Origin of the sequence: Acinetobacter calcoaceticus ANC 3811 (assembly GCF_000399665.1) — a bacterium.
GTDB lineage: Bacteria > Pseudomonadota > Gammaproteobacteria > Pseudomonadales > Moraxellaceae > Acinetobacter > Acinetobacter calcoaceticus_B.
Genome location: NZ_KB976986.1, coordinates 2806252 through 2831243, shown reverse-complemented (window position 1 = coordinate 2831243; position 24992 = coordinate 2806252). Strand labels below are relative to the sequence as shown.

The window sequence follows — 24992 nt, the reverse complement described above, 5'->3', positions numbered from 1 at the left end:
TATTACTTATTTTTATGTATGTATTAACTAAATAGTGTTTAATTTTAACATCACGGTTTAAAATACCTATTTCGATGAAAATAGCCTTAAGCTTATATACACAAAGAGTTTTAGAGACCATACAAAACGTGTTTTTCTCTACTCTAAGCTGGAAAATGAGATAGGCAATGATATCAGGACACCCAAGTAAACATCCCCTTTATATCCCATATGCAGGTTTTACACTTTTAGAGTTACCACTTTTAAATAAAGGTTCGGCTTTCACTGAAGAAGAAAGAAGTAACTTTAACTTACACGGTTTACTCCCCCATATTATTGAAACTATTGAAGAGCAGAGCCAGCGCTCTTATCAGCAATATTGCGCTTTCACTGATGATATCAATCGACATATCTATCTGCGTAATATCCAAGATACCAATGAAACTTTGTTTTATCATTTAATCGAAAATCATCTTGAAGAAATGATGCCGATTATTTACACCCCAACTGTGGGTGAAGCATGTCAGCGTTTCTCTGATATCTATCGTCGTCATCGTGGTGTTTTTATTTCATATCCAGATCGTGATGTGATTGATGATATTTTGCAGAACGTAAATAAAAATAATGTAAAAGTAATCGTGATCACTGATGGTGAACGTATTTTAGGTCTTGGTGACCAAGGTATTGGCGGAATGGGGATTCCTATTGGAAAACTTTCGCTTTACACGGCTTGTGGTGGAATTAGCCCAGCCTATACATTGCCAATCACAATTGATGTAGGTACGAATAACACACAACTGTTAAATGATCCGATCTATATGGGTTGGCGTCAGCCACGTATTAGTGGCGATGAATATTACGCATTTGTAGATATGGTGATTGATGCTGTGAAGCGTCGTTGGCCAAAAGCATTAATTCAGTTTGAAGATTTCGCACAAAAAAATGCGATGCCACTTTTAGAAAAATATCGCGATAAAATTTGCTGTTTTAACGATGATATTCAAGGAACAGCAGCGGTATCTGTTGGTAGTTTGATTGCTGCGAGTCGTGCAGCGGGCAAACAATTAAAAGATCAAAAAATTGCTTTCTTAGGTGCAGGTTCGGCAGGTTGTGGTATCGCTGAGCAAATTGTTGCTCAAATGGTTGCAGAAGGTCTAACTGATGCAGAAGCACGTGCTCGCGTTTATATGGTAGACCGTTTTGGTTTGATCACTGAGAATCAACCAAACTTGCTCGACTTCCAACGTAAGTTGGCACAAAAAGCTGAGGTGGTTGATCAGTGGGGCAATATTGAAGAAGTGATTTCACTACTTGATGTTGTTAAAAATGCTAAGCCTACAGTGTTAATTGGTGTTTCTGGTCAGCCTGGCTTGTTCACAGAAGAAATCATTAAGACTTTAGCTGCAAATTGTGAACGTCCAATTGTTATGCCATTGTCTAACCCAACTTCACGTGTTGAAGCTGTACCTGCTGATATTGTGGAGTGGACTGAAGGCAAAGCATTAATTGCAACAGGTAGTCCGTTTGCTCCTGTGAATCATCACGGCAAACTTTACAATATTTCGCAGTGTAATAACTCGTACATTTTCCCAGGCATTGGCTTAGGTGTGATTGCATCGGGTGCTAAGCGTGTTACAGAAAATATGTTAATGGCATCAAGTAGTGCTTTAGCAAATTGTTCTCCATTGCTTAAAGATCCACAAGCTGATTTGTTGCCGCCGTTGGGTGAAATTCAACAAGTATCTAGAGTTATTGCATTCGAAGTTGCGAAAGCTGCAATGGCAGATGGTGTGGCTGTAACGATTAGTGATGATTTGTTGAAACAGAAAATTGATCAATCATTCTGGAAACCTGAATACCGCAAATATAAGCGTATTCCTTTCTAAGAATGCGAAGGTGGAAAGAGGAGCTTAAGCTCCTCTTTTTTATTAATATGTCTCAGTTTAAATAACACATAATTATGAGAAATTTTTCATGAAGAATATTTGTATTTTAATTTTTATGGGCGCTTTAATGGCTTGTAGTGATAAAGGTCCGCATAAAATGCAAAATGATTCTAATCATGAATCTGGTGTGGTACAGACTGAGGCGAATAAATCAAATTCTGCTGTAAGTGAGGCTTTACCTGTAAGTGAAAAGAAAGAGAATACGATTAAAACAAAAGAAGCTGATCAAATAGCTCAAATTTCTTGTTCAAATCCAAATATTACAGAATGGTATGGTTTTAATGACAACATTGTTGAGTCTAAATGTGAAGTCGTAAAGAGCTTTCAACTGTCAGCTTATAAGTGTGATATTTCTAAAAATGCTTTTGGTGAAAATAAAGATGCCATTTTGCTAGAAAATCAAGATAAAAGAATTTTCGTTTATTCAACCTCTAAAGACTGTAATGAAGTGCTTGAAATAAGAAATGCGAATGGGCCTTAAGTTTATATTTAAGAGTGATTTTTATTAATTTATAAAGATAAAGCATAATATCTTTGTGAAATGTCAAAGTACTTATTTCTTGTTCTTTGGTTTTAAATAAAAAAAGTAGCTACCATAATAGCTACTTTTTTAAAAATTAACCTTCTAGAATTTCTTCTAGCAATTCTTCACTTGGTGCAAAGTAATAAGCGCCATCAAGTGGGGTCACGAAGTGCAATAAGCGGTCATGAATACCATCTCCACTTGTGCCGAACATGCGCTTTAACATGGCATCAATAATGCTAAGGTCTTTAGTATAGGCAATGAAAAATAAGCCTTGATCGCCTCGACCATCACCATAAGGAAGGCTATGACGTAGGATTTCCATTTCTTCGCCTTCATCATCCTCAACAACAGTGCGAGCAACATGAGCATTTTCTGGTTTTACGTCATCATCTAATTCAATAGATTCAAGTTTGGTGCGGCCCATAACATTTTCTTGCGCATCAACTTTCAATTTTTTCCATTTTTCTAAGTCGTGTGCATAGCGCTGTGCAAATATAAAACTGCCATCGGCAAATACTCCAGCCTCTTCGGGTAGGAGAGCTGTTTCTGCACGGTCATCAGGGAACTGAGGATTTTCCGTGCCGTCTATAAAACCTGTCATATCTCGACCATCGAAATAGCGGAAGCAAACACGCTCATCAAGAACTTCGACTTTATCTTTAATACCTTCAAAAAATGCTTGGCTTAATGCAAAACAAATATCAGAGCGCATGCTGGCAATGTGAATAAGCACATCTGCTGGCACGGCTGGCATATTGAATGCACCTTGTTCTGGCTCAAGCTGTTTAAATCCTTCAGGAGTTTGCGAATGGAGCTGTTTCCATAGTTCGGGACCAAAAGCGACTGCTGTTTTAATTTGAGCATCAGAATGCTGAGTCATGAGGCGGTCACGAGCTTCAAATAAAGCTTCAATTTGTTTTTTTAATTCATCAATGGATAAGTCTTTTAAACGAAGAACAATGAAACGAGCATGATCTGATGGCAATGGTAAAATGACAGATTGAGCAGTCATTGGAAGGTATCTCCTCAATTATAATTTAGTATGAGCTTGAATTATTGTGCCTGATGCGAAGAGCTGTTAGTAGTCTATTTCTTGATTTTATTGTTTGAATTCTGACTAAGATAGCTTTATAAAACAGTATAATTCCACTTTTATAGTCTATTTTTCGCTATGTCTCTGCAAGTTTGGTTCGCTTATATGTTGGCCTGTTGGGTCATTAGTATCTCACCGGGTGCGGGAGCAATTGCTTCAATGTCGAGTGGTCTAAACTATGGTTTTAGGCATGGCTATTGGAATGCAATAGGTTTGCAAATTGCTTTGCTACTTCAAATTATGGTGGTGGCGGCAGGTGTGGGCGTTTTATTTGCAACGACACCTTTGGCTTTTCAGTTTGTTAAATGGTTTGGTGTGATTTATTTGTTATATCTTGCTTATTTACAGTGGACAGCCCCTGTAAAAGATATAGAAATTCAACAAGAAAAAAGAGATAAATCTGTATTTGCGCTATTACTAAATGGTTTTGTGGTCAATATTAGTAATCCCAAAGCGATTGTATTTCTATTAGCTGTTTTACCCCAGTTTCTAGATTTGGGTAAGCCTCAATGGATACAGTACCTGATTATGGCTGTAACAATGATCACGATTGATTTGATTGTAATGGCTGGATATACGGGGCTCGCATCAAAGGTTCTAAGATTACTTCGTTCTCCTAAACAGCAAAAATATTTGAATCGGGGTTTTGCTGTGATGTTTAGCTGTGCAGCTTTATTATTAAGTACAGTTCATCAGGCGTCCTAATTTAGGCCGCCTGTGTTTGATTTTTTAGCTTTTGAGTTATAAAAATAACAGCGAAAGTTAACGCCATGCATAAAACAATACTCAAGCCTGTAGAGATATTGAGTGCTGCGCTTGACCATAGGCCTACACTAACCCCAACTTGAGCTAATACAAACGCCCAAATGACCATTTGCTTTGGTGAATTTGCTAATAAGCGAGCACTTAAAGCAGGTATTACCAGTAAGGCACCCATAAGTAAAGAACCTACAGCACGCAAAGCCAAGACAGTAAATAAAGCCAATAAAAGCATAAAAATAAGACGTTGCCAGTTCGCATTTACCCCTTCACTAATTGCAATATCTGGATCAATTGCAAACTGTATTTGCGGCTGCCAAAAACGGTAAAGAATCACGAGGGATAGCGCAATAATTAAAGTGAAAACGGGTAAGTCGGGCCAATCAATACTGAGCAAATCGCCAAATAAATAACTTAAAAGCTCTGGTCTTAAACTTGGAACATGTTGAATAAACAACAAACCGCTACAGAGTAATGTCGCTGAACATAAGGCTAAGAGCGCGTCATTGGGTAAACGGTTGTCATGTAGGGCCCATAAAATTGCGACCAGTAAAACAGCAGTGCCTGCAACACCAAGCCAAAGAGGAAGACTTAAAGCACCTGCGATAGCAACCCCAAGTAGTGTTCCGTGTGCCATGGTGTCAGCAAAAAAAGACATGCGTCTCCACAGCATTAGACAACCCAGAGGTGCGGTTAAAAATACCAGCAAGATTCCCATAATCCATGCGGGCAACAATAATTGTAACCATTCCATCATGGCTTAAGCTTCCGGTTCTGGGTGGATGTGAGGACGGTCATTATGAGGGCAGGGGTGTGCTGCATCACCATGAGCACAATGATCATGATGATGTTGATAGAAAACCCGTTGAGTTCCAAAGATAGCCTGATATTCAGGATGTTGTTGAATATTCTCTGGGAGTCCACTACAGCAAATATGTTTATTTAAACATACTACACGGTGTGTTCCTTCCATCACCCATTGTAAGTCATGGGAAACAATTAAGATTGCACAGCCATATCGTTCCGGCAAACTACGGACATACTCATAAAGTTCAGCTTCTGACTGAATATCTAAGCCTTGCATCGGTTCATCGAGAACTAAAATATCTGGTTGGCGAAGTAGGGCGCGCGCTAGTAGTACCCGTTGGCGTTCACCACCGGAAAGTTGTTGTACTTTTGATTGTTGTAACTTGGAAATACCGGTGTCTTGAATAATTTCCTGACGCAGGGCAGGGGTGCATTTTTCTAAATCAAGTAGATCCTGCACACGTAAGGGTAGACTGTGTGAAGGATTGAATTTTTGTGGCACATACGCCATTTTAAGCTTTTTATAATTAACAATGCGTCCACTACTCGGTTGGAGAATACCAAGTAGAACTTTAATCAGTGTTGATTTGCCAGCACCATTTGGCCCGATCAAAGACACAATTTCATTTTGATGTAGAGCAAAATCAACTTTTTTTAAAATTTCCCGATTATCACGATGAACAGAAACCTGCTCAAGCTGAATTAATACAGGATCTAGCGAGTTGTGCGGCACTGTTGGCATTTCCCCGAAATTTCAATGATGCTATGTTGAGCCACGAACTCATCTGACGCTGCAAGTTGATCAAGCTGGTGAGTTAAGCCTTGAGAAGAGGCTTCTTTAACCATGTGACATTCGGTGCAAATTAAGAATGCTGCTTGATGACCTTCGCGAGGATGGCAACAGGGAATATAGGCGTTAATAGAAGTTAGGCGATGGATCAAACCTTTTTCTAATAAAAAATCTAAAGTTCTATATACAGTTGGAGGAGCAGCTGGGCGATCAGTTTGACTTTTTATGCGTGCGAGTAAGTCATAAGCACCCATTGGGCCCGAAGCATTTAAAATGAGTTCCAAAACTTCTTTGCGCAAAGGCGTAAGTCGTGCGCCAGTCGCAGAACATAAATTTTCTGCTTCAGCTAAACGGTTTGCGACATTATGGTGATCATGCACCCCATGCAAAGAATCATGATGTTCATGCGAGCAGGAACTCATAGAAATAACCTCGAATTTTTAACGGAATATTAGCATGAAGCGATGCTTCATTCGATTAATCTTAGGTATTTTTGTAACTTTGTTATATTATAACATGCTTCAAGCTAATTTTAATTGATGGTCTGTCATGTTCCGTTTTTTTGTTTTCAGTATGTTCTCTCTTTTGAGTACGTTAGGGTGGAGTCAGGGGTTGGTGGTTTCTACACACCCGATCTATCTGATTGCAAAAGAAGTCACTCAGGGTGTTGAAGAACCACAACTCTTATTAAAGGGACAAACTGGGCATGACGTACAATTAACCCCAGCTCACCGTAAAGCAATTAATGATGCATCTTTAGTAATCTGGCTGGGTAAGGCTCATGAAGCCCCTCTAAATAAATTGTTAGGTAATAATAAGAAAGCAATTGCCTTATTAGATAGTGGTATAGTTTCTGTTTTACCTCTGCGTAGTACACGTGGGGCGGCTTTACCTAATACGGTAGATACCCATGTGTGGTTAGAACCTAACAACGCAGTTCGAATCGGTTTCTTTATTGCAGCTTTACGTTCTCAGCAGCATCCTGAAAATAAGGCTAAATATTGGAATAATGCCAATATCTTTGCTCGTAAGATGTTTCAGGCTGCACAAGTTTACGACAGTACAAGTAATGGCAAACCATATTGGTCATATCATGATGCTTATCAATATTTAGAACGCTCTTTAAACTTAAAGTTTGCAGGCGCTTTGACAGATGATCCTCATGTTGCACCAACAGCGGCTCAAATTAAGTATCTTAATGATAATCGGCCAAAAGATCAGATGTGTTTATTGGCAGAAAGTTTTACCACTAAAAGCCAGTATCAAAAATTAGGTAACATTACTTTTCAACCCGTAGACGAGAGCATGAATAACGAGGATGATTTCGTCACTGCATGGAAGAAACTGGCTATAAAAACAGATAAATGTGTATTAAGTACGCAAAAATAAGATAAAAAACAAACAAAGGCTGACTGTAGCGTCAGCACCACCTGTCATGAAAAACCCCGACTAAAGTCGGGAAAAGATTGCATGTTCAGGGGTGTAACTCTATAATGCCTGCGATTAAAAGCGATCATCAGCTAAACTTGTCAAGCATTTATGCTGTGAGTGGATAAATAATGAGCCGAACTAGTCGCTTGATTGACCGACGATTAGCAAAAGCTTTGGTCTTCTTACAAGCATGTATGATCCCTGTTTCCGCCCTCGTGGCGTGGAGCATAAAAGACATGACAGCAGCATTAAGTGCGGCACTTGGTGCACTGGTTTGCTGGCTTGCTATGAGTTATTTCTCGTGGCAATCCTTCAGAACAGCAGGTGCGAGAGCATCAAAACAAGTGCTGTCTAACATGTATAGGGGCATGTTAGGCAAATTTGCAATCATGATCGTTGGATTTATTTTGATTTTGAGCAATGTTAAACCTTTATCACCGTTAGCATTGCTGTTTGGTTTTATTCTCGTTCAGGCAATGTCGTGGGTCGCTCCGTTTTGGGTGTCACGTCAACAAAAACGGGTGTAGAAACAAGAAGAATTGAAGATTTTTTGGAGGGTGGCGAGATATCGACAGTACGCCGATGTTCGTAACCCTTCTTTTTAGTAATTGACATTGACCAGGTGTGATTTATGGCTGCTGAAGAACATGCCCTCACTTCGACAGAGTATATCAAGCATCACTTGACCAATATGACCTATGGCAAAATGCCAGACGGTACATGGAAATTGGCTGAGACTGCTGAAGAAGCTCATTCGATGGGGTTCACTGCAATTCACTTGGATTCAATGGGTTGGTCAATTGGCCTTGGTGTTATTTTCTGTTTGTTATTCTGGATTGTTGCGAAAACTGCAAAAGCAGGTGTTCCAACTAAATTCCAGTCTGCAATTGAAATGATCATTGAGTTTGTTGACTCAAGTGTCCGTGACACCTTTCATGGCAAATCACGTTTAATTGCTCCACTTGCTCTCACTATTTTTGTGTGGATTTTCCTCATGAACTTAATGGACTTGATTCCAGTTGACTGGATTCCTCAAGTTGCAGCATTTGTAGGCGCAAACGTATTTGGTATGAACCCTCACCACGTTTACTTCAAGATCGTTCCATCTACAGATCCAAACATTACCTTAGGTATGTCTTTATCTGTATTTGTACTGATTTTGTTCTACAGCATCCGCGAAAAGGGTGTTAGTGGTTTCGTTGGCGAGTTGGCACTTAACCCATTTAACCCAAGTAATCCAGTTGCAAAAGCGTTGCTTATTCCAGTGAACTTGATTTTGGAATTGGTAACATTCCTTGCTCGTCCTATTTCATTAGCTCTCCGACTATTCGGTAACATGTATGCTGGTGAGCTGATCTTTATCCTAATTGCTTTATTGCCGTTCTGGATTCAATGGGCGTTATCTGTGCCTTGGGCGATCTTCCACATTCTTGTAATCACGTTGCAGGCATTCATCTTTATGATGCTTACCATCGTTTACTTGAGCATGGCAAGCGAAAAACATTAATGGTATTGCCTAACTATCAAACGATGGTTGGGCTGAATTTTTTTAATTTAATTTGGTAATAACCTAACCTCTGAGGAATTTTTCATGGAACTCACTTTAGGTCTAGTTGCAATTGCATCTGCTATCTTGATCGCTTTCGGTGCTTTAGGTACTGCGATTGGTTTTGGTCTTTTGGGTGGTCGCTTTCTAGAAGCTGTAGCTCGTCAACCAGAATTGGCTCCACAACTTCAAACTCGTATGTTCTTAATCGCGGGTCTTCTTGATGCTGTGCCTATGATCGGTGTTGGTATTGGCTTGTTCTTCATCTTCGCTAATCCATTTGTAGGTTAATCATCTTAATTCCTAAATCCACTATTTGAGGAATTGCAATGAATATCAACCTCACATTGATTGGTCAAGCGATTGCGTTTGCATGCTTTGTTGCATTCTGCATGAAGTTTGTTTGGCCACCACTAATCAATGCGATTAGTGAGCGTCAGCGTAAAATTGCTGATGGCTTAAATGCAGCAGAAAAAGCGAAAGCTGACCTTGCCGATGCACAATCGCAAGTAAAGCAAGAACTTGATGCAGCTAAAGCACAAGCGGCTCAATTGATCGAACAAGCGAACCGTCGTGCAGCACAATTGATCGAAGAAGCGCGTACTCAAGCTGCGGCTGAAGGTGAGCGTATTCGTCAACAGGCTAAAGAAGCTGTTGATCAAGATATCAATTCTGCTCGCGAAGAATTACGTCAACAAGTAGCTGCTTTGGCAGTAACTGGCGCAGAAAAAATCCTGAACCAGCAAGTTGACGCAGAAGCTCATAATGCCATGCTGTCTCAGCTGGCTGCTAAACTTTAAGAGAGGCGAATCATGGCTGAACTCTTGACGTTGGCACGTCCGTATGCCAAAGCAGTATTTGCTTATGCTTCTGAGCAAGGTGCAACAGACAATTGGTCGAATGCGTTACAAGTGCTCAGTGCTGCGGTGCAAGACGAAGCATTTTCCGCTTATTTAAATCGCCCTGAACTTACTCCTGTGGAGCAAGTGAAGCTTTTTGCTAAAGTTTTAGGTGAAGGTCAATCTCAAGCAGTGTCTAACTTTTTGACACTTCTTGCAGATAACGATCGTTTAATGTTGTTACCTGAAATTGAAGCAGAATATGAACAGCTTAAATCACAGAATAACAACAATGTGGATGTCGTGATTGAATCGGCTTTCCCATTAACTGCTGAACAAGAGCAATTGTTGAAATCTGCTTTAGAAAAGCGTTTCAACAGTACTGTAACTGTTTCAGTTGAAGTTAAACCTGAGCTTATTGCAGGTGTTGTAATTCGTGCAGGCGATCAAGTGATAGATGATTCTGCGCTTAACAAGCTTGAAAAAATGCGTACTCGTCTTCTTGCATAATGCAAATGATGAAGACTGAACTAATAAAAGATTGAGGAATAGCGCAATGCAACAACTGAATCCATCCGAGATCAGTGCGCTCATTAAACAGCGTATCAGCGATCTGGACACCAGCGCGACCGCTAAAAACGAAGGTACCATTGTTATGGTATCCGACGGTATCGTGCGCATTCACGGTCTTGCTGATGCAATGTACGGTGAAATGATCGAATTTGACGGCGGCTTATTTGGTATGGCACTGAACCTAGAACAGGATTCAGTGGGTGCCGTTGTCTTAGGTAACTACTTAAGCCTTCAAGAAGGTCAAAAAGCTCGTTGTACAGGTCGTGTACTTGAAGTTCCAGTTGGTCCGGAACTTCTTGGCCGTGTTGTCGACGCTTTGGGTAACCCAATTGATGGCAAAGGCCCAATTGATGCAAAATTAACTGATGCTGTTGAAAAAGTAGCACCAGGCGTAATTTGGCGTCAGTCTGTAGACGAACCTGTTCAAACTGGTTATAAATCAGTTGATACCATGATTCCTGTGGGTCGTGGTCAGCGTGAGTTGATTATTGGTGACCGTCAAACTGGTAAAACAGCGATGGCGATCGATGCGATTATCGCTCAGAAAAATTCTGGCATTAAATGTGTATACGTTGCGATTGGTCAAAAACAATCAACAATTGCAAACGTTGTACGTAAGCTAGAAGAAACTGGTGCTATGGCGTATACAACTGTTGTCGCTGCTGCGGCTGCTGATCCTGCTGCAATGCAGTACTTAGCTCCGTACTCTGGCTGTACAATGGGTGAATACTTCCGTGATCGCGGTGAAGACGCTCTTATTATTTATGATGATTTGTCTAAGCAAGCAGTTGCTTACCGTCAAATTTCATTGCTTTTACGTCGTCCACCAGGTCGTGAAGCGTATCCGGGTGACGTATTCTATCTTCACTCACGTCTTCTTGAACGTGCTTCTCGTGTATCTGCTGACTACGTTGAGAAATTCACTAATGGCGCAGTAACTGGTAAAACTGGTTCTTTAACTGCATTGCCAATTATTGAAACTCAAGCAGGTGACGTATCTGCATTCGTACCAACGAACGTAATTTCGATTACTGACGGTCAGATCTTCTTAGAAACATCATTATTCAACGCAGGTATTCGTCCTGCTGTGAACGCGGGTATCTCTGTATCTCGTGTTGGTGGTTCTGCTCAAACTAAGATCATCAAAAAATTGTCTGGTGGTATCCGTACTGCTTTAGCACAATACCGTGAATTGGCTGCGTTTGCTCAGTTCGCTTCTGACCTTGATGAAGCAACTCGTAAACAACTTGAACATGGTCAACGTGTAACTGAGTTAATGAAGCAAAAGCAATATGCTCCTTACTCAATTGCTGACCAGGCTGTTTCTGTTTATGCATCTAACGAAGGCTATATGTCTGACGTAGAAGTTAAGAAAATCGTAGACTTTGATACTGCGTTAATTTCTTACTTCCGCTCAGAATATGCTCCGTTGATGAAACAAATCGATGAAACTGGTGATTATAACAAAGACATCGAAGCAGCAATCAAAGCAGGTATTGAAAGCTTTAAAGCGACTCAAACTTACTAAGTTCAGTTTTAGTTAAGTTTGGTTCACGGATCAACCTTCGGAAGCTCGAAAGAGCTTTCGAATACTAGGTTAAGCGTATGGCAAATTTAAAAGAAATTCGCGCCAAAGTAGCTAGTATCAAGAGCACGCAAAAGATTACTCGCGCGATGCAAATGGTAGCTGCTTCTAAAATGCGTCGTGCGCAAGAGCGCATGGCTCAGGGCCGTCCGTATGCCGATAATATGCGCCGTGTAATTGCTCACTTAGTCCAAGCAAACCCTGAATACAAACACCGCTATATGGTTGATCGCCCAGTTAAGCGCGTTGGCTATATCGTAGTGTCTTCAGATCGTGGTTTGGCAGGTGGCTTGAACATTAACTTGTTCAAGAAAGTTGTGCAGCATGTCAAAGCACAACAACAGCAGTCAATTGAAGTTGAATTTGCTTTAATTGGTCAAAAAGCGGTTTCGTTTTTTAAGAATTACGGCGGTAAAGTGCTTGGTGCAACTACCCAACTTGGCGATGCGCCGAGTTTGGAACAGTTAACTGGCTCAGTTCAAGTTATGCTTGATGCATTTGATAAGGGCGAATTAGATCGTATCTACCTCGTATCAAATGGCTTCATTAATGCGATGACTCAGCAGCCTAAAGTAGAACAACTTGTTCCTTTAGCACCAGCAGAAGAAGGCGATGATCTCAACCGTACTTATGGTTGGGACTATATCTACGAACCAGAAGCAGAAGAATTGTTAAATGGTTTGTTGGTTCGCTATATCGAGTCTATGGTTTATCAAGGTGTGATTGAAAACGTTGCATGTGAGCAGTCAGCTCGTATGGTCGCGATGAAAGCAGCGACAGACAACGCAGGACAACTGATTAAAGACCTACAACTCATTTACAACAAGCTGCGTCAAGCCGCGATTACTCAGGAAATTTCCGAGATCGTTGGCGGTGCCGCTGCCGTTTAACATTATTAAGTTTGAATTGAGGAGACAGCAATGAGTAGCGGTCGTATCATTCAGATCATCGGCGCGGTTATCGACGTCGAGTTTGAGCGCAATAGCGTTCCTAAGATCTATGACGCTCTCCAAGTTGACGGTACTGAAACTACATTAGAAGTTCAGCAACAGCTTGGCGATGGTGTTGTTCGTACCATCGCAATGGGTTCTACAGAAGGTCTTAAACGTGGCCTTAATGTAACCAGCACAAATGCACCGATTTCTGTTCCAGTAGGTCCAGCTACGCTTGGTCGTATCATGGACGTTTTGGGTCGCCCAATTGATGAAGCAGGTCCTGTAGCGACTGAAGAGCGTTTGCCGATTCACCGTCAAGCACCTTCTTATGCTGAACAAGCAGCTTCTACTGATCTTTTAGAAACTGGTATTAAAGTCATCGACTTACTTTGCCCGTTTGCAAAAGGTGGTAAAGTTGGTTTGTTCGGCGGTGCTGGTGTTGGTAAAACCGTTAACATGATGGAGTTGATCAACAACATCGCGAAAGCTCACTCAGGTTTATCTGTGTTTGCTGGTGTTGGTGAGCGTACTCGTGAAGGTAACGACTTCTATCACGAAATGAAAGATTCTAACGTTCTTGACAAAGTAGCAATGGTCTACGGTCAGATGAACGAGCCACCAGGTAACCGTTTACGCGTAGCGTTAACTGGTTTGACTATGGCTGAATACTTCCGTGATCAAAAAGACGAAAATGGTAAAGGTCGTGACGTATTATTATTCGTCGACAACATCTACCGTTATACACTTGCAGGTACTGAAGTATCAGCATTGTTAGGTCGTATGCCATCTGCGGTAGGTTACCAACCTACACTTGCAGAAGAAATGGGTGTTCTTCAAGAGCGTATTACGTCTACTAAATCTGGTTCGATCACATCGATCCAAGCAGTATACGTACCTGCCGATGACTTAACAGATCCATCGCCTGCAACTACATTTGCTCACTTAGATGCAACAGTAGTATTGAGCCGTGACATCGCATCTTCTGGTATCTATCCAGCGATCGATCCACTTGACTCAACTTCACGTCAGTTAGACCCATTAGTTGTTGGTCAAGAGCATTATGAAATTGCACGTTCTGTACAGAACATTTTGCAACGTTATAAAGAGCTTAAAGACATCATCGCAATCTTGGGTATGGATGAGTTAGCTGAAGAAGATAAATTGGTTGTTTACCGTGCGCGTAAAATCCAACGTTTCTTCTCTCAACCCTTCCACGTAGCTGAAGTGTTTACTGGTGCTCCTGGTAAATTAGTATCGCTTAAAGAAACGATTCGTGGCTTTAAAGGTCTATTAGCTGGTGAATACGATCACATCCCAGAACAAGCGTTCTATATGGTTGGTGGTATTGACGAAGTGATTGCTAAAGCTGAGAAACTCTAATTTAAGGAGATCATCTCATGGCGACTATGCAATGTGATGTCGTAAGTGTTAAAGAGTCTATTTACTCTGGCGCAGTAACGATGTTAATCGCGAAAGGTGCTGGTGGTGAGCTTGGTATTTTGCCAGGACACGCTCCACTCGTAACCTTGCTTCAACCGGGCCCGATTCGTGTTCAGTTGGAAAATGGTACAGAAGAAATCGTCTATGTATCTGGCGGTGTTTTAGAAGTTCAACCTCATGTTGTGACGGTTCTTGCAGATACTGCAATCCGTGCAGACAATTTGGATGAAGCTGCAATTTTAGAAGCACGTAAACATGCTGAACAATTGCTTGCGAACCAAAAGAGTGATTTGGACTCTGCTGCTGCTTTGGCTGCCTTGGCAGAAACAGCTGCACAGCTTGAAACTATTCGTAAAATCAAAAACCGCGCACTTTAAGTGTTGGTTTGAGATAAAAAAAGCCACCGAAAGGTGGCTTTTTTTATTGTAATTTTCAGGTAGAAAATAAATTAATATTTTTATTTAAAATAATATATTTTTAATGTAAATTCGCATTTCAAAACTTAAATCATCATAAATAAGAGACACTTAAAATGAATATCAAATATTGGTTACCTATTCTTGTTTCTACTACTTTTGTTGGCTGTGCATCAGTACCACAGGCCAATCCGCAGTTAGCTCAGCAAGCAAAACAATTAAAAGCACCAACAAATGGAAATGCGGTAATTTATGTATATCGCTCTAACAATGTAGTAGGTAGTGCTTTGAAAAAAGATGTCTGGGTTGATGGGGAGTGTTTAGGAGAAACGGCAAGAGGTATCTTCTTTTATAAAGAAGTTACAGCTAATGAAGAACATACTGTTTCAACCGAATCAGAATTTTCTCCAAATCATTTGAAGTTTAAAACGGAGGCAGGGAAAAATTATTTTGTACAACAATATATTAAACCAGGCGTTTTTGTAGGTGGGGCTAACCTAAAATTAGTAGATGATACACAAGGTCAAAAAGCAATTAGTGAATACCATTTAGCTGAAACAGGTAAATGTAGTAAAACAACAATAGTACTTGCTAAATAAACGATAAAAAGCCACCGTAAGGTGGCTTTTTTTATGATATGGATTTTAGATTAAGAGTCAGTTTTTGAAGCTGATTTTTCATCTCCAGCCATAATCATAGCTGCGAGTTTAACCATATCCATTTGAATGGTATTCAACTGTTTTTCAATTTTATCAAAATTGATTTGATCTAATTTCCCGTTTAATAACGGCATACTAAGAGCTTGTTGATTGGCCTGTAATAAACTTTGGCGTATATTCTCAATTTCCTGACTTTTGATATCCAAAGTGAGAAGAGCTTGATTTAAACCTTGTAATTGCTGTTTTAAGGTTGCAACAGTTGTTTTTAATTCATTTTGATTTTTATCTTGAATTGCTTGTTCAACGTCAAGTTGAGTGTCTTTCAGTTGTTCAACATAATCTCCAGCTTTAAGCTGTAAATTAGCTGCATCTCGAACCATATAAAAAATATTACCGCTTTTAAGTTCATTTTTGCTCTGAGCGATATCTGAATCTTGTCTTTCAGTAGCTTGATCAGATGCCTGTTCAGTTATTTCAGTATTATCTTGTTCAGTAGCATGGTCTTGTGCCTGATCACACCCAAGTAAAAGCATGCCTGAGGCAAAAATTACAAAAGGAAGAAATGCACCCTGTAAAACTTTTTTCATAACTACAAACAACATCAAATAAAGCAAATAGGTACTATAGGCATAAAATATGGAGAAAGATTGTATTTTTGCAAACAAACAACACTTTGATCAGATAATAAAAAAGAGCGTATAAAACGCTCTTTTTCACGTTTTTAAAACGTTATTTTGCTAATTCTGCTTCAACTGCTTTAACGATTTGTTCATCATCTGCAGTTATGTTTGGAGCAAAGCGAGCCACGACTTCACCATTTTTATTAATCAAGAATTTTTCAAAGTTCCATAAAACTTCTGGAGCTGGATTAGTTGGAATACCTAAGCCTTCTAAACGCTCACGGAATGGACCTTCACCAGCACGTTCTGGTTGAGCGGCTGTCAAAGTTTCATAGAGTGGGTGTTTATCTTCACCTGCAACAGATACTTTAGAAAACAAAGGGAAGTGAACATCGTAATTTAATGAACAGAATTGCTGAATCTCTTCATCAGAACCTGGTTCTTGCTCTTTAAAGTTGTTTGCAGGGAAACCTAAAATTTCTAGACCTTGATCTTTCTTTGCTTGATAAAGCTTTTCTAGGCCTTCGTATTGAGGAGTTAAACCACATTTAGAAGCAGTATTTACAATAAGTAAAACCTTACCTTTGTATTGTTCAAGATCAACCGTTTCGCCTGAAATAGCTTTTACTGGAATGTGATATACAGATTGTGTCATGAGTCTTTCCTAAAGATTTTAATTGATATCAAGTAACGCATTTGTTTTAACTGCTATTGAGGGGTAGTGCAATAATATTCGTGTTCAAAAAAGAAAAAGTTTTTAAAGATAAACTGAATTCTAGTTATTTCTGATTTGAATAGGCGTTTGCCCAGTATAACGTTTAAAAAACTCGATAAAACTTGAGCTATGTTGATAACCTAAATCATATGCTAAACGCTTAATGGGTGTCCCTTGGCGAATCTGATGAATAGCATAAACAATTTTGGCTCGGTTACGCCATTCCGACAATGAAAGCTGAAGCTCTTGTTGGCTCAAACGTAATAAGTGGCGATCACTGACCGGGAAATTTTGAAGCAACTGCTGTAAAGAGTGATCAAAAAGTAATGGGTCTGAAAGTTTTTCTAAAATAGGCAATAAAACAGGATGGCGTGTTTGCGGTAAATAATGTGAATATGCAGGAGCTTGTTTTAATTGATCGAATAGAACCTGTAAAAGATGCTCTAAATATTCAGGTTTTTCGGTTTGTTTTTGCTGTTCGAGAATTTGCAAAACTAAGGTGCGCAGAAAAGGTTGAATACTAAAGCATCGACAGATATCGCCTAAAATAGAGCATAGACGAGGGTGCAATCGAATACAGATATAGTGAATTTCGTGATCGATATGAGTAGATTGATGAACGATTTGTGGCGGAATCCAAAGTCCATAGCTAGGTGGAGAAAGATATAACTGTTCTTCAATCTCTATTTCTAATATGCCATTTAAACTGAAATTAAAATCTCCCCAGAGAGATGCATGAGGACGAACAATATCTTCTTTTTGATATAGAAATTCATGAACTTCTATACTGTTCAATAAAGAAAATTGTTGATCCTCATTTTTCATTTATGTACTCTGACTTATATTTTAATTTTCACAAGTAGCTTTAGGATTGTTTAAGCCCTTTGCTAAGGTAAATGTACTCAGTAATGCTAGGGCAACGAAGCTTAATACACCATAAATTAAAGTATTTTCATTGAAATGATCAACCACATATCCACCTAATAATGAACCGGTCGCAATCATGACCTGAAACATACCTACAAAAAGAGGCATACCTTTTTCAACTGCGTTTGGCGCATGTACAAACATCCAAATATTTGCTGAAGTAGGGAAAGCACCAAATGCGAAGCCCCATAATGCCGTTAAGACAATAGCACCAAATTCATGAATGGCAAAAAGTGGAAATCCAAAAAATACAATTGCAAAACAAGCACTAACAAAGGCAAGAGTATATCTGACATTTAAATTACCGCTATAGCCAGCAAATGCATTTCCGAAAATACCTGCAATTCCATACAGCAATAGTAATGAACTAATCGTTGTACCGTTAAAACCTGCAATATTTTTGAAGAAAGGTGCTAAATAGCTATATGCACAAAAATGAGCAAGTCCGATCAGTAAAACAATCAACATACCACTACGTGCTTTTGGCGTACGTAATAATGCTGGTAAGTCCCTCATATGGATTGGCGAGTCTGGAATAAGTTTAGGTAAAAAGATTAATTGTAAGATTAAAACAATTACGCCAATTCCTGCTGTAATTCCAAAAGCACTGCGCCAGCCATAAAATTCACTTAACCATGTTCCAATAGGAACCCCTAAAACTGTCGCAAAAGTTACACCTGCCATCACTACAGCGGTTGCTTTAGCGATAGGAAGATGTGAGGGAGCTAATTTCCCACTTAAAGCAATCGCTGTTGCCCAGAACCCCCCAATCGAAATTCCTAAAATTAAACGACTGAGCAATAAAATATGGAAATTTTCAGCGAAAGCAGTAATGGTATTAGCAATAACCATAATGGCTGTCAGTAAGATAAGTACATAACGCCGATCAAGTTGTTTCACAGAAACAGGTAATAGAGGAGCGGCAATTGCCGCCATAATGCCGGGTACAGTAATAATAAGACCTGCTGTACCTACAGAAATATTTAAATCTGTTGCAACACTATTTAAAACACCAACAGGTAAAAATTCACTTGTTACTAATGCAAACGCTGCAATCGCAACGGCCAAAATGGCAAACCAACTTCCTTGAGGGGAGGTCGTGGGTCGCGCTTTAGAGATAGAAGATTGGTCCATAAGAAATCCTGACTTGGCTAAATTTGAAGTGAAGAAAGGCAATTTTTTAATTAACTAACGATCATTATGAAAATAAAATAGTTGATAATAAATCGAACGTCAATTAATTTAATAACGATTGTTATAAAAATAGATGTGATCTTTATGACAAATAGGCATGAAATGAATTTAGCTGTTGCAGAAGACGCGCTGAAAAAAAAGCGTGGACGCCCTAAATGCTTTGACGAACAACAGGTTTTGCAAAAAGCAATGTTGCTCTTTTGGGAGCATGGCTATGAAGCAACCTCTATTAGTGATTTAACCCAGGCTTTGGAAATTACGGCACCAAGCTTGTACAGTACTTTTGGCGACAAAGAAGGACTGTTTTATAGAAGTGTTGATTACTATTTAGCTCATGAAGGATGTCCGATTGACACAATATTTGTAGAAGCAAAAACTGCAAAAATTGCTGTTGAGTTATATCTTTATGACATTGTTAAAAGATTGGTTCAGCCGAATAAGCCAGCAGGTTGTATGGTGGTTGTTGCTGCTATGAATTGCTCTGATGCAACTCAAGATGTACAGCAAAACCTATTAGATAAGCGCATAAAGACAAAAGAAAAATTATTAAAACGCCTTCAGCAAGGTGTAGAGGAGGGTGATTTATCTTCTCATGCACCTTTACAGGAAATGACTGATTTTTATACCACTGTCATTCAAGGGCTGACTATTCAAGCGAGAGATGGTGCGAGTAGCGAGCAATTACATAAAGTCGTAGGTCATGCCGTGAAAGCTTGGACATTATTTTAGATTCTAGAAAAAGATGATGTCCTAAGTTCAATATCAATGTCGGAAATACGATATTTCAATTTATTAAGACATTCTTCAAAATAAAATCTCTTTTGTAGATGGTGTATTACTATGAGTCAGGTCATGAAATATCACAAATGGGCATTTATATTTCCCATTTTGGCAGTACTGATTTGGTCTTTGAATATTGTAGTCACCCGCTATGTCTCGGATTATATCTCTCCGGTAAGTATCAGTTTTTACCGTTGGTTAATCGCATTTATTATTTTAACCCCATTTATGTTGTTACCCGTTTGGAAACAGCGATATCTAATCAAACCATATCTGCCTAAGCTTGCAATTTTAAGTGCATTTGGAATGGTGCTTTATCAAGGACTTGCTTATACAGCTGCCCACTATACTAGTGCAACCAATATGGGAATTGTGAATGCATTTATCCCTATCTTTACGATTTTTGTTTCGCTTGCCATTTTGAAAGATGTACCTAATCGATATGCAGTTTTTGGCAGTATTTTATCTTTCGCAGGTTTGCTATATGTCATGTCCCAAGGAAATATTAGCCACTTATTAAATGGTGGTGGACATCTTGGCGATGCATTAATGATTATTGCTGTGTTCTTCTATGCATTTTATGGGGTTTTCCTTAAAAAATGGCAGTTGCCTCTCCCAATCATGACGAGCTTATATGTCCAGATTGGTTTTTCTGTTGTGTTTCATCTGCCTTTAATTTTTTGGTTCGGGCTAGATGCTTTAAATGCACAAAATGCGCCAAGTGCTATTTATGCAGGCGTATTTGCTTCACTCATTGCGCCGTTAGTTTGGATGTTAGCTGTTCAGCAACTTGGCCCGAATAGAACAAGTATTTTCATGAATCTGGTACCTGTGTTTACTGCAATTATTGCGAGTGTTTGGTTGTCTGAACAGTGGACCATTTATCACACACTAGGCGGCATAATAATTTTAACTGGTATCGTTATGGCTCAAAAGAAGGTGAGCTCTAAAAAGAGTGAACTCATACAAGAACAAAACTAAAGCGGTTAAAAAAACTATGGCATATTTTGAAAAAACTGATGAAAATATGCCATTTTTTTCTTACTTAAAGTTTTTCTATATGATTTATAAATAGTTTATAAAAAGAGATTGAAATATAAATATTAAAAAAGCCGAGTAAAAATATTAATATAATTTTAACTTTTAAAAGAAAAATCGTAAATTCCCTACACTTTTCATGCTTTTTTTAGAGAAATAAGATATTTCTCTCATTTGATCACTTACCACATAATAGCGACCACTACGAAAGACATGCTTTTTTTGCAAATTATCTTTCGTTGCAGAGATATCCAAACCCTCTGGATGCGGTATATACCCATCCTTTTTTATGCTCAGTTATCCCTATATAACTGAGCTTTTTTTTGTCTGAAATTAGGCGCGAATAATCTCTCCAGTGAGAGCATTAATAATTCTACTTGGCTGCTGACTTTGGCCTAAGTCACCATTGAGATAGTTTAATTGTGAACCAAAGTATTGGCAGGCATCTTGTAGTGAATGAGCAGGTTCTTGGCCACTTGGGTTCGCACTCGTCGAGACAATAAAACCATGAAAAGCATTGCATAATGCCACACACAAAGGATGTGTGGTCACTCGAACGGCGACAAGAGGATGTTCGCCTTTAATCCATGAAGGAATATGTTCACCAGCAGGTAATAGCCAAGTTGTGGCTCTTTCTGAAGGTTGATGATTCGTCCAACAATCAATAATTTCGTGTTGAGTCGCTTCAGGTAAAGAGGTCAACAGGTGTTCCACTTGACTAATATGACCTGCTAATAAAATGACCCCTTTTTCAATAGGTCTTTGTTTCAGCTCTAGAATTTTTTGGAAAGCTTGTTCGTTAAAAGGGTCGCAACCTAGTCCCCAAACTGCCTCGGTTGGATACGCCAAGACTTGACCTTGATGTAAACTTTCGGCTGCTTCGGTAACTGAGGTGGTAATCATGGTAATACTCTTCCTTTCAATCAGACAGAATTGCTGTTGTGCACTCCAGTACTAAGAGCGACAACGTAAATACAGCCCTGATTGTTGCATACATAAACCAAGTAGTTCTAGTTCCATGAGTGAAGAGGTGAGTTCTGCCACAGGTTGAGAGTGGTGTATGACAAGCTGATCAATATTTTGTCCGACCCAGTCTAAGGACTGATAAAGGTTAATTAAATGCTCAGGAATTTCTGGGGCGCAAGCAACGACTACCTCCTCAGTTGAGTTTTGTTGCTGGCTTTGCCATTGAGTAGGTAAAGCAAGGTCTTCAATAATTTGTTCCGGATGATCAACTAAAATAGCTCCCTCACGAATGAGCTGATGACAGCCTTGATGAAACTCACTGTAAATATGGCCAGGAATGGCAAATACGGTTTTACCTTGCTCGGCAGCTTTGTTGGCAGTAATCAATGAGCCACTTTTTAAAGTTGCTTCTACCACTAATACGCCTAAACTCAGACCACTGACAATTCTGTTTCTACGAGGAAAGTGCTGTTGTAAGGGGAGCGTACCGGGTAAAAACTCAGTAATGATGGCGCCGTTTTGAGCCAAAATCTGTTCTGCAAGTTTTTTATTTTGAGCGGGGTAGGTGCTATCTAAACCTGTTCCCGTTACTGCAATCGTACGTTGATGTGCTGAAGCTCCTTGGTGAGCAGCCTCGTCAATGCCATATGCCAAGCCACTACTTACATAAAATCCTTTTTCACTTAAATAATAGGCAAAATCATAAGCAACTTGACGACCATGTGGGCTGGGTTTTCGGCTACCTACAATAGCCACTTGTGGTTGCAATAAGGCTTGAGCTTGGCCTTTGCCAAAAATGATGGGCGGATGGTCTGTATACGGTAGTAATTGCGTAGGATAGCCAGAATCATCTGAGGTTAAAATAAAGTCAGTATGTTGCTGGATTTGCTCAACCAGTTTTTCAAACTGAGCTTGACCCTGAGCAGTTTGAAATTCATCTACACGTTTTAAATGATTAGCATGTAATCCGAGATTGCGCCATTGGGACAATCCCGCAGGTTGGACTGCCTTTTCACAGCTACCAAAATAATCGACAATTTTTTTGAAACTAACTAAAGAGTGCTGCACCAAATACCACACTTTAAGCGTGTGGTAATGGTGGGAAGAAAGTTGAATAAGCATTGTAAAGAGTATATCCAGCGTTAATCATCAAAACGAGGTGGCTGAATACTTGAACCTACTTTAATAGGTAAGTCACTTTCTAATACATAGGCATAGCTAAGCTGATCAAAGGTTCTAAAAACCATCAGACTACCAATTTGTTGTCCAGGTAACTGTATTGGTTCTTTGGTTTTAGGATCTCGAATGGTTTCACCTTTTTGGGTAATATCAAAAACTTGTCCTACCTGAATCCCTTGAGCCGTACCTCGGTTTAAGGTCACCACACTATTTTTGGCGGCGCTACCAATTGAACCCATTACACGAATGATCTTGCCGGCATCTGTAACTTGTTGGGCATCTACTGGATAAAATAAAGTAGGCAGTGTTGCTTCTTCTTCTGGCATAACCCGATCGCCACGACGTACTTCGGAATCGTAGCTATCCGTTAACTCAAGCGTTGTTATGTCTTTTTCAGAAGAGATCGCAATCCCTGAGGCAACTTGTTGTAGTTCAATACCTAGGCTGTGCTTTTTACCTTTACTGTCTGTGAAATAGTAAGGTTCACCTTCACGGTAGACTGCATAACGTTGGCCATTCACTAAACCTTGTCCACGCGCATAAATAGTTTGGCCTTTTGCCGCAAGCACACGTTGATCAGCAGTTCCCACTATATAAGGGGTATGTTCAATTGCATCGGCTGGCAAAATTGTGCTGTGTTCTAACCACTGTTTGATATGTTCAAGTGGAATAACAGGCACATTGTCGTTAAGTGACTCCACACGAACTTGAGGTTGTAAGTTTGTCATTTGACCTGTGTAGCGACGAATAATGCCAACACAACCATCTCCCTCATCCTTACCGATCAAGGGTCGACCAGCTAAACTGCATAACAATAATCGGTCACCAGGATAAATCCAGTGTGGATTTTTGACATGCTGATTATTTGCCCAGATTTCTGGCCAGCGCCAAGGTTTACTCAGGAAATGACCGGAAATATCCCAGAGCGTATCTCCTCGTTTTACAACGTAGACATGTGGCGCATTACTTTTAAGAGAGGGTGGATTATGGTTCGGACTAGCAGCATGAACTTCTGCTACTGTACCTATTGCAACCCCTGTAAAAAGTGCGAAAGCAAGTAAATGCTTTTTTATCCCCAAAGCATGAAATTCAACCATGCCGTTAAAAACCTTTTTCATTATGATAATTCCTAAAAATTATGCGTGCAGATGCGTTATAATAGGCGGCTAACACACAATTTTTCGATGAAGTATTTCCTTCATTTGGTTTTTCAATCAATGGCATAAGTGAGGACGTCAGTATGGCCTTATTACCTATTTTAAGTTTTCCTGATCCCCGTCTTCGTACCATTGCTAAGCCTGTTGAAGAAGTTACTGATGAAATTCGTCAACTTGCAGCAGATATGCTTGAAACCATGTATGCCGCACCAGGTATTGGTTTAGCAGCTTCACAAGTAGATCGTCATATTCAGTTAATCGTTATAGATTTATCTGAAGCTAAAGATGAACCTTTGGTTTTTATTAACCCCAAAATCACTCCACTGACAGAAGATAAGCAGCAGTACGAAGAAGGCTGCCTATCGGTGCCACAAATATACGACAAAGTTGAGCGCCCGTCACGTGTGAAAATTGAGGCAATTAACCTTGAAGGGCAAGCATTTGAGATAGAAGCTGATGGACTTCTCGCTGTTTGTATCCAACATGAAATGGATCACTTAAATGGCAAATTATTTGTGGATTATTTGTCGCCACTTAAACGTCAGCGTGCTCGAGAAAAAGTCGAAAAAGTTGTTCGTCAACGTGAGCGTGAAAAAGTTGCAGTAAAACGTTAAAAATTTCTATTCTTGAAACATTAATATAGTGTGGATGTGATTTTTGATTTTTCGTAGTGGTCTGTTGCTTGCATGTGCAGCAGTATTTTTACAGGTTGCGGTATTTCTACAGCCGCTATTACCGAAGCAATATCAAATTGCTCCGGTCTGTGAAACTATTACTCGTGCTTTGCTTAAACCCAAAGCACAGATGGAAACCATGTCACATACCATACACATGCATCATGATCATCATATTGAACAGGCACAAGCCTCTGGGCATCATGATCACCATGATGCAAATCACCAGTGTCAATATTGTACCGTCTATGCCAATCTGGTTTTACCGCCTGAATTCGGCGTAAAAGAAGTTTTAGTCCGCATACAAGTCCGCTTAGTTGCCTATCAACAAGCATTTCGACATGTTTACTTTGCGCTACAGCGACTTTTCCTACTCCCGCAAGGGCGCGCACCGCCTCTATTTGCATAAATAAAAGCA

At 39.7% G+C, this 24992-nt stretch carries 29 protein-coding genes; 18 read left to right on the top strand and 11 right to left on the bottom strand.

The features are described 5' to 3' along the window. The first annotated feature begins 167 nt into the window (after nt 1-167). Entirely contained in the window at nt 168-1865 is a 1698-nt protein-coding gene (locus F935_RS14570; RefSeq protein WP_016139586.1) for an NAD-dependent malic enzyme, read from the top strand. Between the two features lie 88 nt (nt 1866-1953). After that, a complete protein-coding gene (locus tag F935_RS14565; RefSeq protein ID WP_016139585.1) occupies nt 1954-2406 on the top strand; it encodes a hypothetical protein in 453 nt (150 codons plus the stop codon). 136 nt (nt 2407-2542) lie between these two features. Here the strand turns inward: F935_RS14565 and F935_RS14560 are convergent, their stop codons facing one another. Continuing rightward, the gene (locus F935_RS14560; protein ID WP_016139584.1) at nt 2543-3463 is read right to left on the bottom strand and encodes a Dyp-type peroxidase; all 921 of its coding nucleotides are present in this window, start codon (nt 3461-3463) and stop codon (nt 2543-2545) included. 159 nt (nt 3464-3622) lie between these two features. Between F935_RS14560 and F935_RS14555 the strand changes: the two genes are divergently transcribed. Beyond that, the gene (locus F935_RS14555) at nt 3623-4249 is read left to right on the top strand and encodes a LysE family transporter (protein ID WP_016139583.1); all 627 of its coding nucleotides are present in this window, start codon (nt 3623-3625) and stop codon (nt 4247-4249) included. A gap of 1 nt (nt 4250) precedes the next feature. Here F935_RS14555 and znuB read toward each other — a convergent pair whose 3' ends face one another. Genes znuB through F935_RS14540 form a run of 3 tightly spaced genes read right to left on the bottom strand, consistent with a single transcriptional unit; the run spans nt 4251 to nt 6322 of the window. After that, the gene (gene znuB / locus F935_RS14550; RefSeq protein ID WP_016139582.1) at nt 4251-5060 is read right to left on the bottom strand and encodes a zinc ABC transporter permease subunit ZnuB; all 810 of its coding nucleotides are present in this window, start codon (nt 5058-5060) and stop codon (nt 4251-4253) included. 3 nt (nt 5061-5063) lie between these two features. After that, nucleotides 5064-5852: a zinc ABC transporter ATP-binding protein ZnuC gene (gene znuC, locus F935_RS14545; protein WP_035366323.1), complete on the bottom strand. Its 789-nt coding sequence runs from the start codon at nt 5850-5852 to the stop codon at nt 5064-5066. Next, entirely contained in the window at nt 5825-6322 is a 498-nt protein-coding gene (locus F935_RS14540; protein ID WP_005309148.1) for a transcriptional repressor, read from the bottom strand. Before F935_RS14540 ends, znuC begins: the two co-directional genes overlap by 28 nt. 127 nt (nt 6323-6449) lie before the next feature. Between F935_RS14540 and F935_RS14535 the strand changes: the two genes are divergently transcribed. The 11 genes from F935_RS14535 (at nt 6450) to F935_RS14485 (ending at nt 15264) form a co-directional block, all read left to right on the top strand. Beyond that, a complete protein-coding gene (locus F935_RS14535) occupies nt 6450-7289 on the top strand; it encodes a metal ABC transporter solute-binding protein, Zn/Mn family (RefSeq protein WP_016139580.1) in 840 nt (279 codons plus the stop codon). A gap of 170 nt (nt 7290-7459) precedes the next feature. Further along, nucleotides 7460-7858, top strand: a complete 399-nt coding sequence (locus F935_RS14530; protein ID WP_016139579.1) for an ATP synthase subunit I — start codon at nt 7460-7462, stop codon at nt 7856-7858. Between the two features lie 104 nt (nt 7859-7962). Continuing rightward, nucleotides 7963-8838, top strand: coding sequence for a F0F1 ATP synthase subunit A (gene atpB, locus F935_RS14525; protein WP_016139578.1), 876 nt, complete (start codon nt 7963-7965; stop codon nt 8836-8838). An 84-nt stretch (nt 8839-8922) separates the two neighbouring features. Next, nucleotides 8923-9168: a F0F1 ATP synthase subunit C gene (gene atpE, locus F935_RS14520; RefSeq protein ID WP_000424060.1), complete on the top strand. Its 246-nt coding sequence runs from the start codon at nt 8923-8925 to the stop codon at nt 9166-9168. 38 nt (nt 9169-9206) lie between these two features. Next, nucleotides 9207-9677, top strand: coding sequence for a F0F1 ATP synthase subunit B (locus F935_RS14515; RefSeq protein ID WP_016139577.1), 471 nt, complete (start codon nt 9207-9209; stop codon nt 9675-9677). Nucleotides 9678-9689: 12 nt separating this feature from the next. After that, complete coding sequence (locus tag F935_RS14510) at nt 9690-10226, top strand: F0F1 ATP synthase subunit delta (protein WP_016139576.1); 537 nt, start codon at nt 9690-9692, stop codon at nt 10224-10226. A gap of 46 nt (nt 10227-10272) precedes the next feature. After that, nucleotides 10273-11817, top strand: coding sequence for a F0F1 ATP synthase subunit alpha (atpA, locus tag F935_RS14505; protein ID WP_016139575.1), 1545 nt, complete (start codon nt 10273-10275; stop codon nt 11815-11817). Between the two features lie 77 nt (nt 11818-11894). Then, the gene (gene atpG, locus F935_RS14500; protein ID WP_016139574.1) at nt 11895-12764 is read left to right on the top strand and encodes a F0F1 ATP synthase subunit gamma; all 870 of its coding nucleotides are present in this window, start codon (nt 11895-11897) and stop codon (nt 12762-12764) included. A gap of 30 nt (nt 12765-12794) precedes the next feature. Then, entirely contained in the window at nt 12795-14189 is a 1395-nt protein-coding gene (gene atpD / locus F935_RS14495; protein ID WP_003655528.1) for a F0F1 ATP synthase subunit beta, read from the top strand. Nucleotides 14190-14206: 17 nt separating this feature from the next. Next, a complete protein-coding gene (locus F935_RS14490) occupies nt 14207-14626 on the top strand; it encodes a F0F1 ATP synthase subunit epsilon (RefSeq protein WP_016139573.1) in 420 nt (139 codons plus the stop codon). Nucleotides 14627-14781: 155 nt separating this feature from the next. Beyond that, on the top strand, nt 14782-15264 hold the full coding sequence (locus tag F935_RS14485) for a DUF2846 domain-containing protein (RefSeq protein WP_016139572.1): 483 nt from the start codon (nt 14782-14784) through the stop codon (nt 15262-15264). A gap of 50 nt (nt 15265-15314) precedes the next feature. Here the strand turns inward: F935_RS14485 and F935_RS14480 are convergent, their stop codons facing one another. The 4 genes from F935_RS14480 to F935_RS14465 all read right to left on the bottom strand — a co-directional run bounded on the left by F935_RS14480 (nt 15315) and on the right by F935_RS14465 (nt 18720). Beyond that, nucleotides 15315-15911 carry a hypothetical protein gene (locus tag F935_RS14480; RefSeq protein WP_080645785.1) on the bottom strand — a complete coding sequence of 199 codons (597 nt, stop codon included), beginning with the start codon at nt 15909-15911 and terminating at the stop codon, nt 15315-15317. Between the two features lie 142 nt (nt 15912-16053). Beyond that, the gene (locus F935_RS14475; protein ID WP_016139570.1) at nt 16054-16599 is read right to left on the bottom strand and encodes a glutathione peroxidase; all 546 of its coding nucleotides are present in this window, start codon (nt 16597-16599) and stop codon (nt 16054-16056) included. Between the two features lie 120 nt (nt 16600-16719). Then, the gene (locus F935_RS14470; RefSeq protein WP_016139569.1) at nt 16720-17484 is read right to left on the bottom strand and encodes an AraC family transcriptional regulator; all 765 of its coding nucleotides are present in this window, start codon (nt 17482-17484) and stop codon (nt 16720-16722) included. A gap of 21 nt (nt 17485-17505) precedes the next feature. Further along, nucleotides 17506-18720 carry an MFS transporter gene (locus F935_RS14465; protein ID WP_016139568.1) on the bottom strand — a complete coding sequence of 405 codons (1215 nt, stop codon included), beginning with the start codon at nt 18718-18720 and terminating at the stop codon, nt 17506-17508. 135 nt (nt 18721-18855) lie between these two features. On the opposite strand from F935_RS14465, the gene F935_RS14460 reads away from it, so the two are divergent. Together F935_RS14460 and F935_RS14455 are read left to right on the top strand one after the other, a co-directional pair. Continuing rightward, complete coding sequence (locus tag F935_RS14460) at nt 18856-19509, top strand: TetR/AcrR family transcriptional regulator (RefSeq protein WP_080645624.1); 654 nt, start codon at nt 18856-18858, stop codon at nt 19507-19509. Between the two features lie 111 nt (nt 19510-19620). Continuing rightward, nucleotides 19621-20541: a DMT family transporter gene (locus F935_RS14455; RefSeq protein ID WP_080645623.1), complete on the top strand. Its 921-nt coding sequence runs from the start codon at nt 19621-19623 to the stop codon at nt 20539-20541. A gap of 390 nt (nt 20542-20931) precedes the next feature. On the opposite strand, the gene F935_RS14450 is transcribed toward F935_RS14455, so the two are convergent. Genes F935_RS14450 through F935_RS14440 form a run of 3 tightly spaced genes read right to left on the bottom strand, consistent with a single transcriptional unit; the run spans nt 20932 to nt 23861 of the window. Beyond that, the gene (locus tag F935_RS14450; RefSeq protein ID WP_016139565.1) at nt 20932-21501 is read right to left on the bottom strand and encodes an L-threonylcarbamoyladenylate synthase type 1 TsaC; all 570 of its coding nucleotides are present in this window, start codon (nt 21499-21501) and stop codon (nt 20932-20934) included. Nucleotides 21502-21552: 51 nt separating this feature from the next. Continuing rightward, nucleotides 21553-22686, bottom strand: coding sequence for a DNA-processing protein DprA (gene dprA, locus F935_RS14445; RefSeq protein WP_016139564.1), 1134 nt, complete (start codon nt 22684-22686; stop codon nt 21553-21555). Between the two features lie 20 nt (nt 22687-22706). Then, nucleotides 22707-23861, bottom strand: coding sequence for a LysM peptidoglycan-binding domain-containing protein (locus tag F935_RS14440; RefSeq protein WP_016139563.1), 1155 nt, complete (start codon nt 23859-23861; stop codon nt 22707-22709). Nucleotides 23862-23983: 122 nt separating this feature from the next. On the opposite strand from F935_RS14440, the gene def reads away from it, so the two are divergent. Further along, nucleotides 23984-24514 (top strand): peptide deformylase, encoded by a 531-nt coding sequence (gene def / locus F935_RS14435; RefSeq protein ID WP_004795267.1) that lies wholly within the window; start codon nt 23984-23986, stop codon nt 24512-24514. A 43-nt stretch (nt 24515-24557) separates the two neighbouring features. Next, nucleotides 24558-24983: a DUF2946 family protein gene (locus tag F935_RS14430; protein ID WP_016139562.1), complete on the top strand. Its 426-nt coding sequence runs from the start codon at nt 24558-24560 to the stop codon at nt 24981-24983. Nucleotides 24984-24992 lie beyond the last annotated feature (9 nt).

What these genes read in the sequence shown, in the direction of transcription:
- F935_RS14515 (WP_016139577.1), top strand. Translation starts at nt 9,207, where the DNA reads ATGAATATCAACCTCACATTGATTGGTCAAGCGATTGCGTTTGCATGC.
- F935_RS14560 (WP_016139584.1), bottom strand. Translation starts at nt 3,463, where the DNA reads ATGACTGCTCAATCTGTCATTTTACCATTGCCATCAGATCATGCTCGT.
- F935_RS14490 (WP_016139573.1), top strand. Translation starts at nt 14,207, where the DNA reads ATGGCGACTATGCAATGTGATGTCGTAAGTGTTAAAGAGTCTATTTAC.
- atpB (WP_016139578.1), top strand. Translation starts at nt 7,963, where the DNA reads ATGGCTGCTGAAGAACATGCCCTCACTTCGACAGAGTATATCAAGCAT.
- znuC (WP_035366323.1), bottom strand. Translation starts at nt 5,852, where the DNA reads ATGCCAACAGTGCCGCACAACTCGCTAGATCCTGTATTAATTCAGCTT.
- F935_RS14485 (WP_016139572.1), top strand. Translation starts at nt 14,782, where the DNA reads ATGAATATCAAATATTGGTTACCTATTCTTGTTTCTACTACTTTTGTT.
- atpD (WP_003655528.1), top strand. Translation starts at nt 12,795, where the DNA reads ATGAGTAGCGGTCGTATCATTCAGATCATCGGCGCGGTTATCGACGTC.
- znuB (WP_016139582.1), bottom strand. Translation starts at nt 5,060, where the DNA reads ATGATGGAATGGTTACAATTATTGTTGCCCGCATGGATTATGGGAATC.
- F935_RS14455 (WP_080645623.1), top strand. Translation starts at nt 19,621, where the DNA reads ATGAGTCAGGTCATGAAATATCACAAATGGGCATTTATATTTCCCATT.
- F935_RS14510 (WP_016139576.1), top strand. Translation starts at nt 9,690, where the DNA reads ATGGCTGAACTCTTGACGTTGGCACGTCCGTATGCCAAAGCAGTATTT.
- F935_RS14475 (WP_016139570.1), bottom strand. Translation starts at nt 16,599, where the DNA reads ATGACACAATCTGTATATCACATTCCAGTAAAAGCTATTTCAGGCGAA.
- def (WP_004795267.1), top strand. Translation starts at nt 23,984, where the DNA reads ATGGCCTTATTACCTATTTTAAGTTTTCCTGATCCCCGTCTTCGTACC.
- F935_RS14555 (WP_016139583.1), top strand. Translation starts at nt 3,623, where the DNA reads ATGTCTCTGCAAGTTTGGTTCGCTTATATGTTGGCCTGTTGGGTCATT.
- F935_RS14470 (WP_016139569.1), bottom strand. Translation starts at nt 17,484, where the DNA reads ATGAAAAATGAGGATCAACAATTTTCTTTATTGAACAGTATAGAAGTT.
- atpG (WP_016139574.1), top strand. Translation starts at nt 11,895, where the DNA reads ATGGCAAATTTAAAAGAAATTCGCGCCAAAGTAGCTAGTATCAAGAGC.
- atpA (WP_016139575.1), top strand. Translation starts at nt 10,273, where the DNA reads ATGCAACAACTGAATCCATCCGAGATCAGTGCGCTCATTAAACAGCGT.
- F935_RS14465 (WP_016139568.1), bottom strand. Translation starts at nt 18,720, where the DNA reads ATGGACCAATCTTCTATCTCTAAAGCGCGACCCACGACCTCCCCTCAA.
- F935_RS14540 (WP_005309148.1), bottom strand. Translation starts at nt 6,322, where the DNA reads ATGAGTTCCTGCTCGCATGAACATCATGATTCTTTGCATGGGGTGCAT.
- F935_RS14535 (WP_016139580.1), top strand. Translation starts at nt 6,450, where the DNA reads ATGTTCCGTTTTTTTGTTTTCAGTATGTTCTCTCTTTTGAGTACGTTA.
- F935_RS14440 (WP_016139563.1), bottom strand. Translation starts at nt 23,861, where the DNA reads ATGAAAAAGGTTTTTAACGGCATGGTTGAATTTCATGCTTTGGGGATA.
- F935_RS14570 (WP_016139586.1), top strand. Translation starts at nt 168, where the DNA reads ATGATATCAGGACACCCAAGTAAACATCCCCTTTATATCCCATATGCA.
- F935_RS14450 (WP_016139565.1), bottom strand. Translation starts at nt 21,501, where the DNA reads ATGATTACCACCTCAGTTACCGAAGCAGCCGAAAGTTTACATCAAGGT.
- F935_RS14480 (WP_080645785.1), bottom strand. Translation starts at nt 15,911, where the DNA reads ATGAAAAAAGTTTTACAGGGTGCATTTCTTCCTTTTGTAATTTTTGCC.
- F935_RS14565 (WP_016139585.1), top strand. Translation starts at nt 1,954, where the DNA reads ATGAAGAATATTTGTATTTTAATTTTTATGGGCGCTTTAATGGCTTGT.
- F935_RS14530 (WP_016139579.1), top strand. Translation starts at nt 7,460, where the DNA reads ATGAGCCGAACTAGTCGCTTGATTGACCGACGATTAGCAAAAGCTTTG.
- dprA (WP_016139564.1), bottom strand. Translation starts at nt 22,686, where the DNA reads ATGCTTATTCAACTTTCTTCCCACCATTACCACACGCTTAAAGTGTGG.
- atpE (WP_000424060.1), top strand. Translation starts at nt 8,923, where the DNA reads ATGGAACTCACTTTAGGTCTAGTTGCAATTGCATCTGCTATCTTGATC.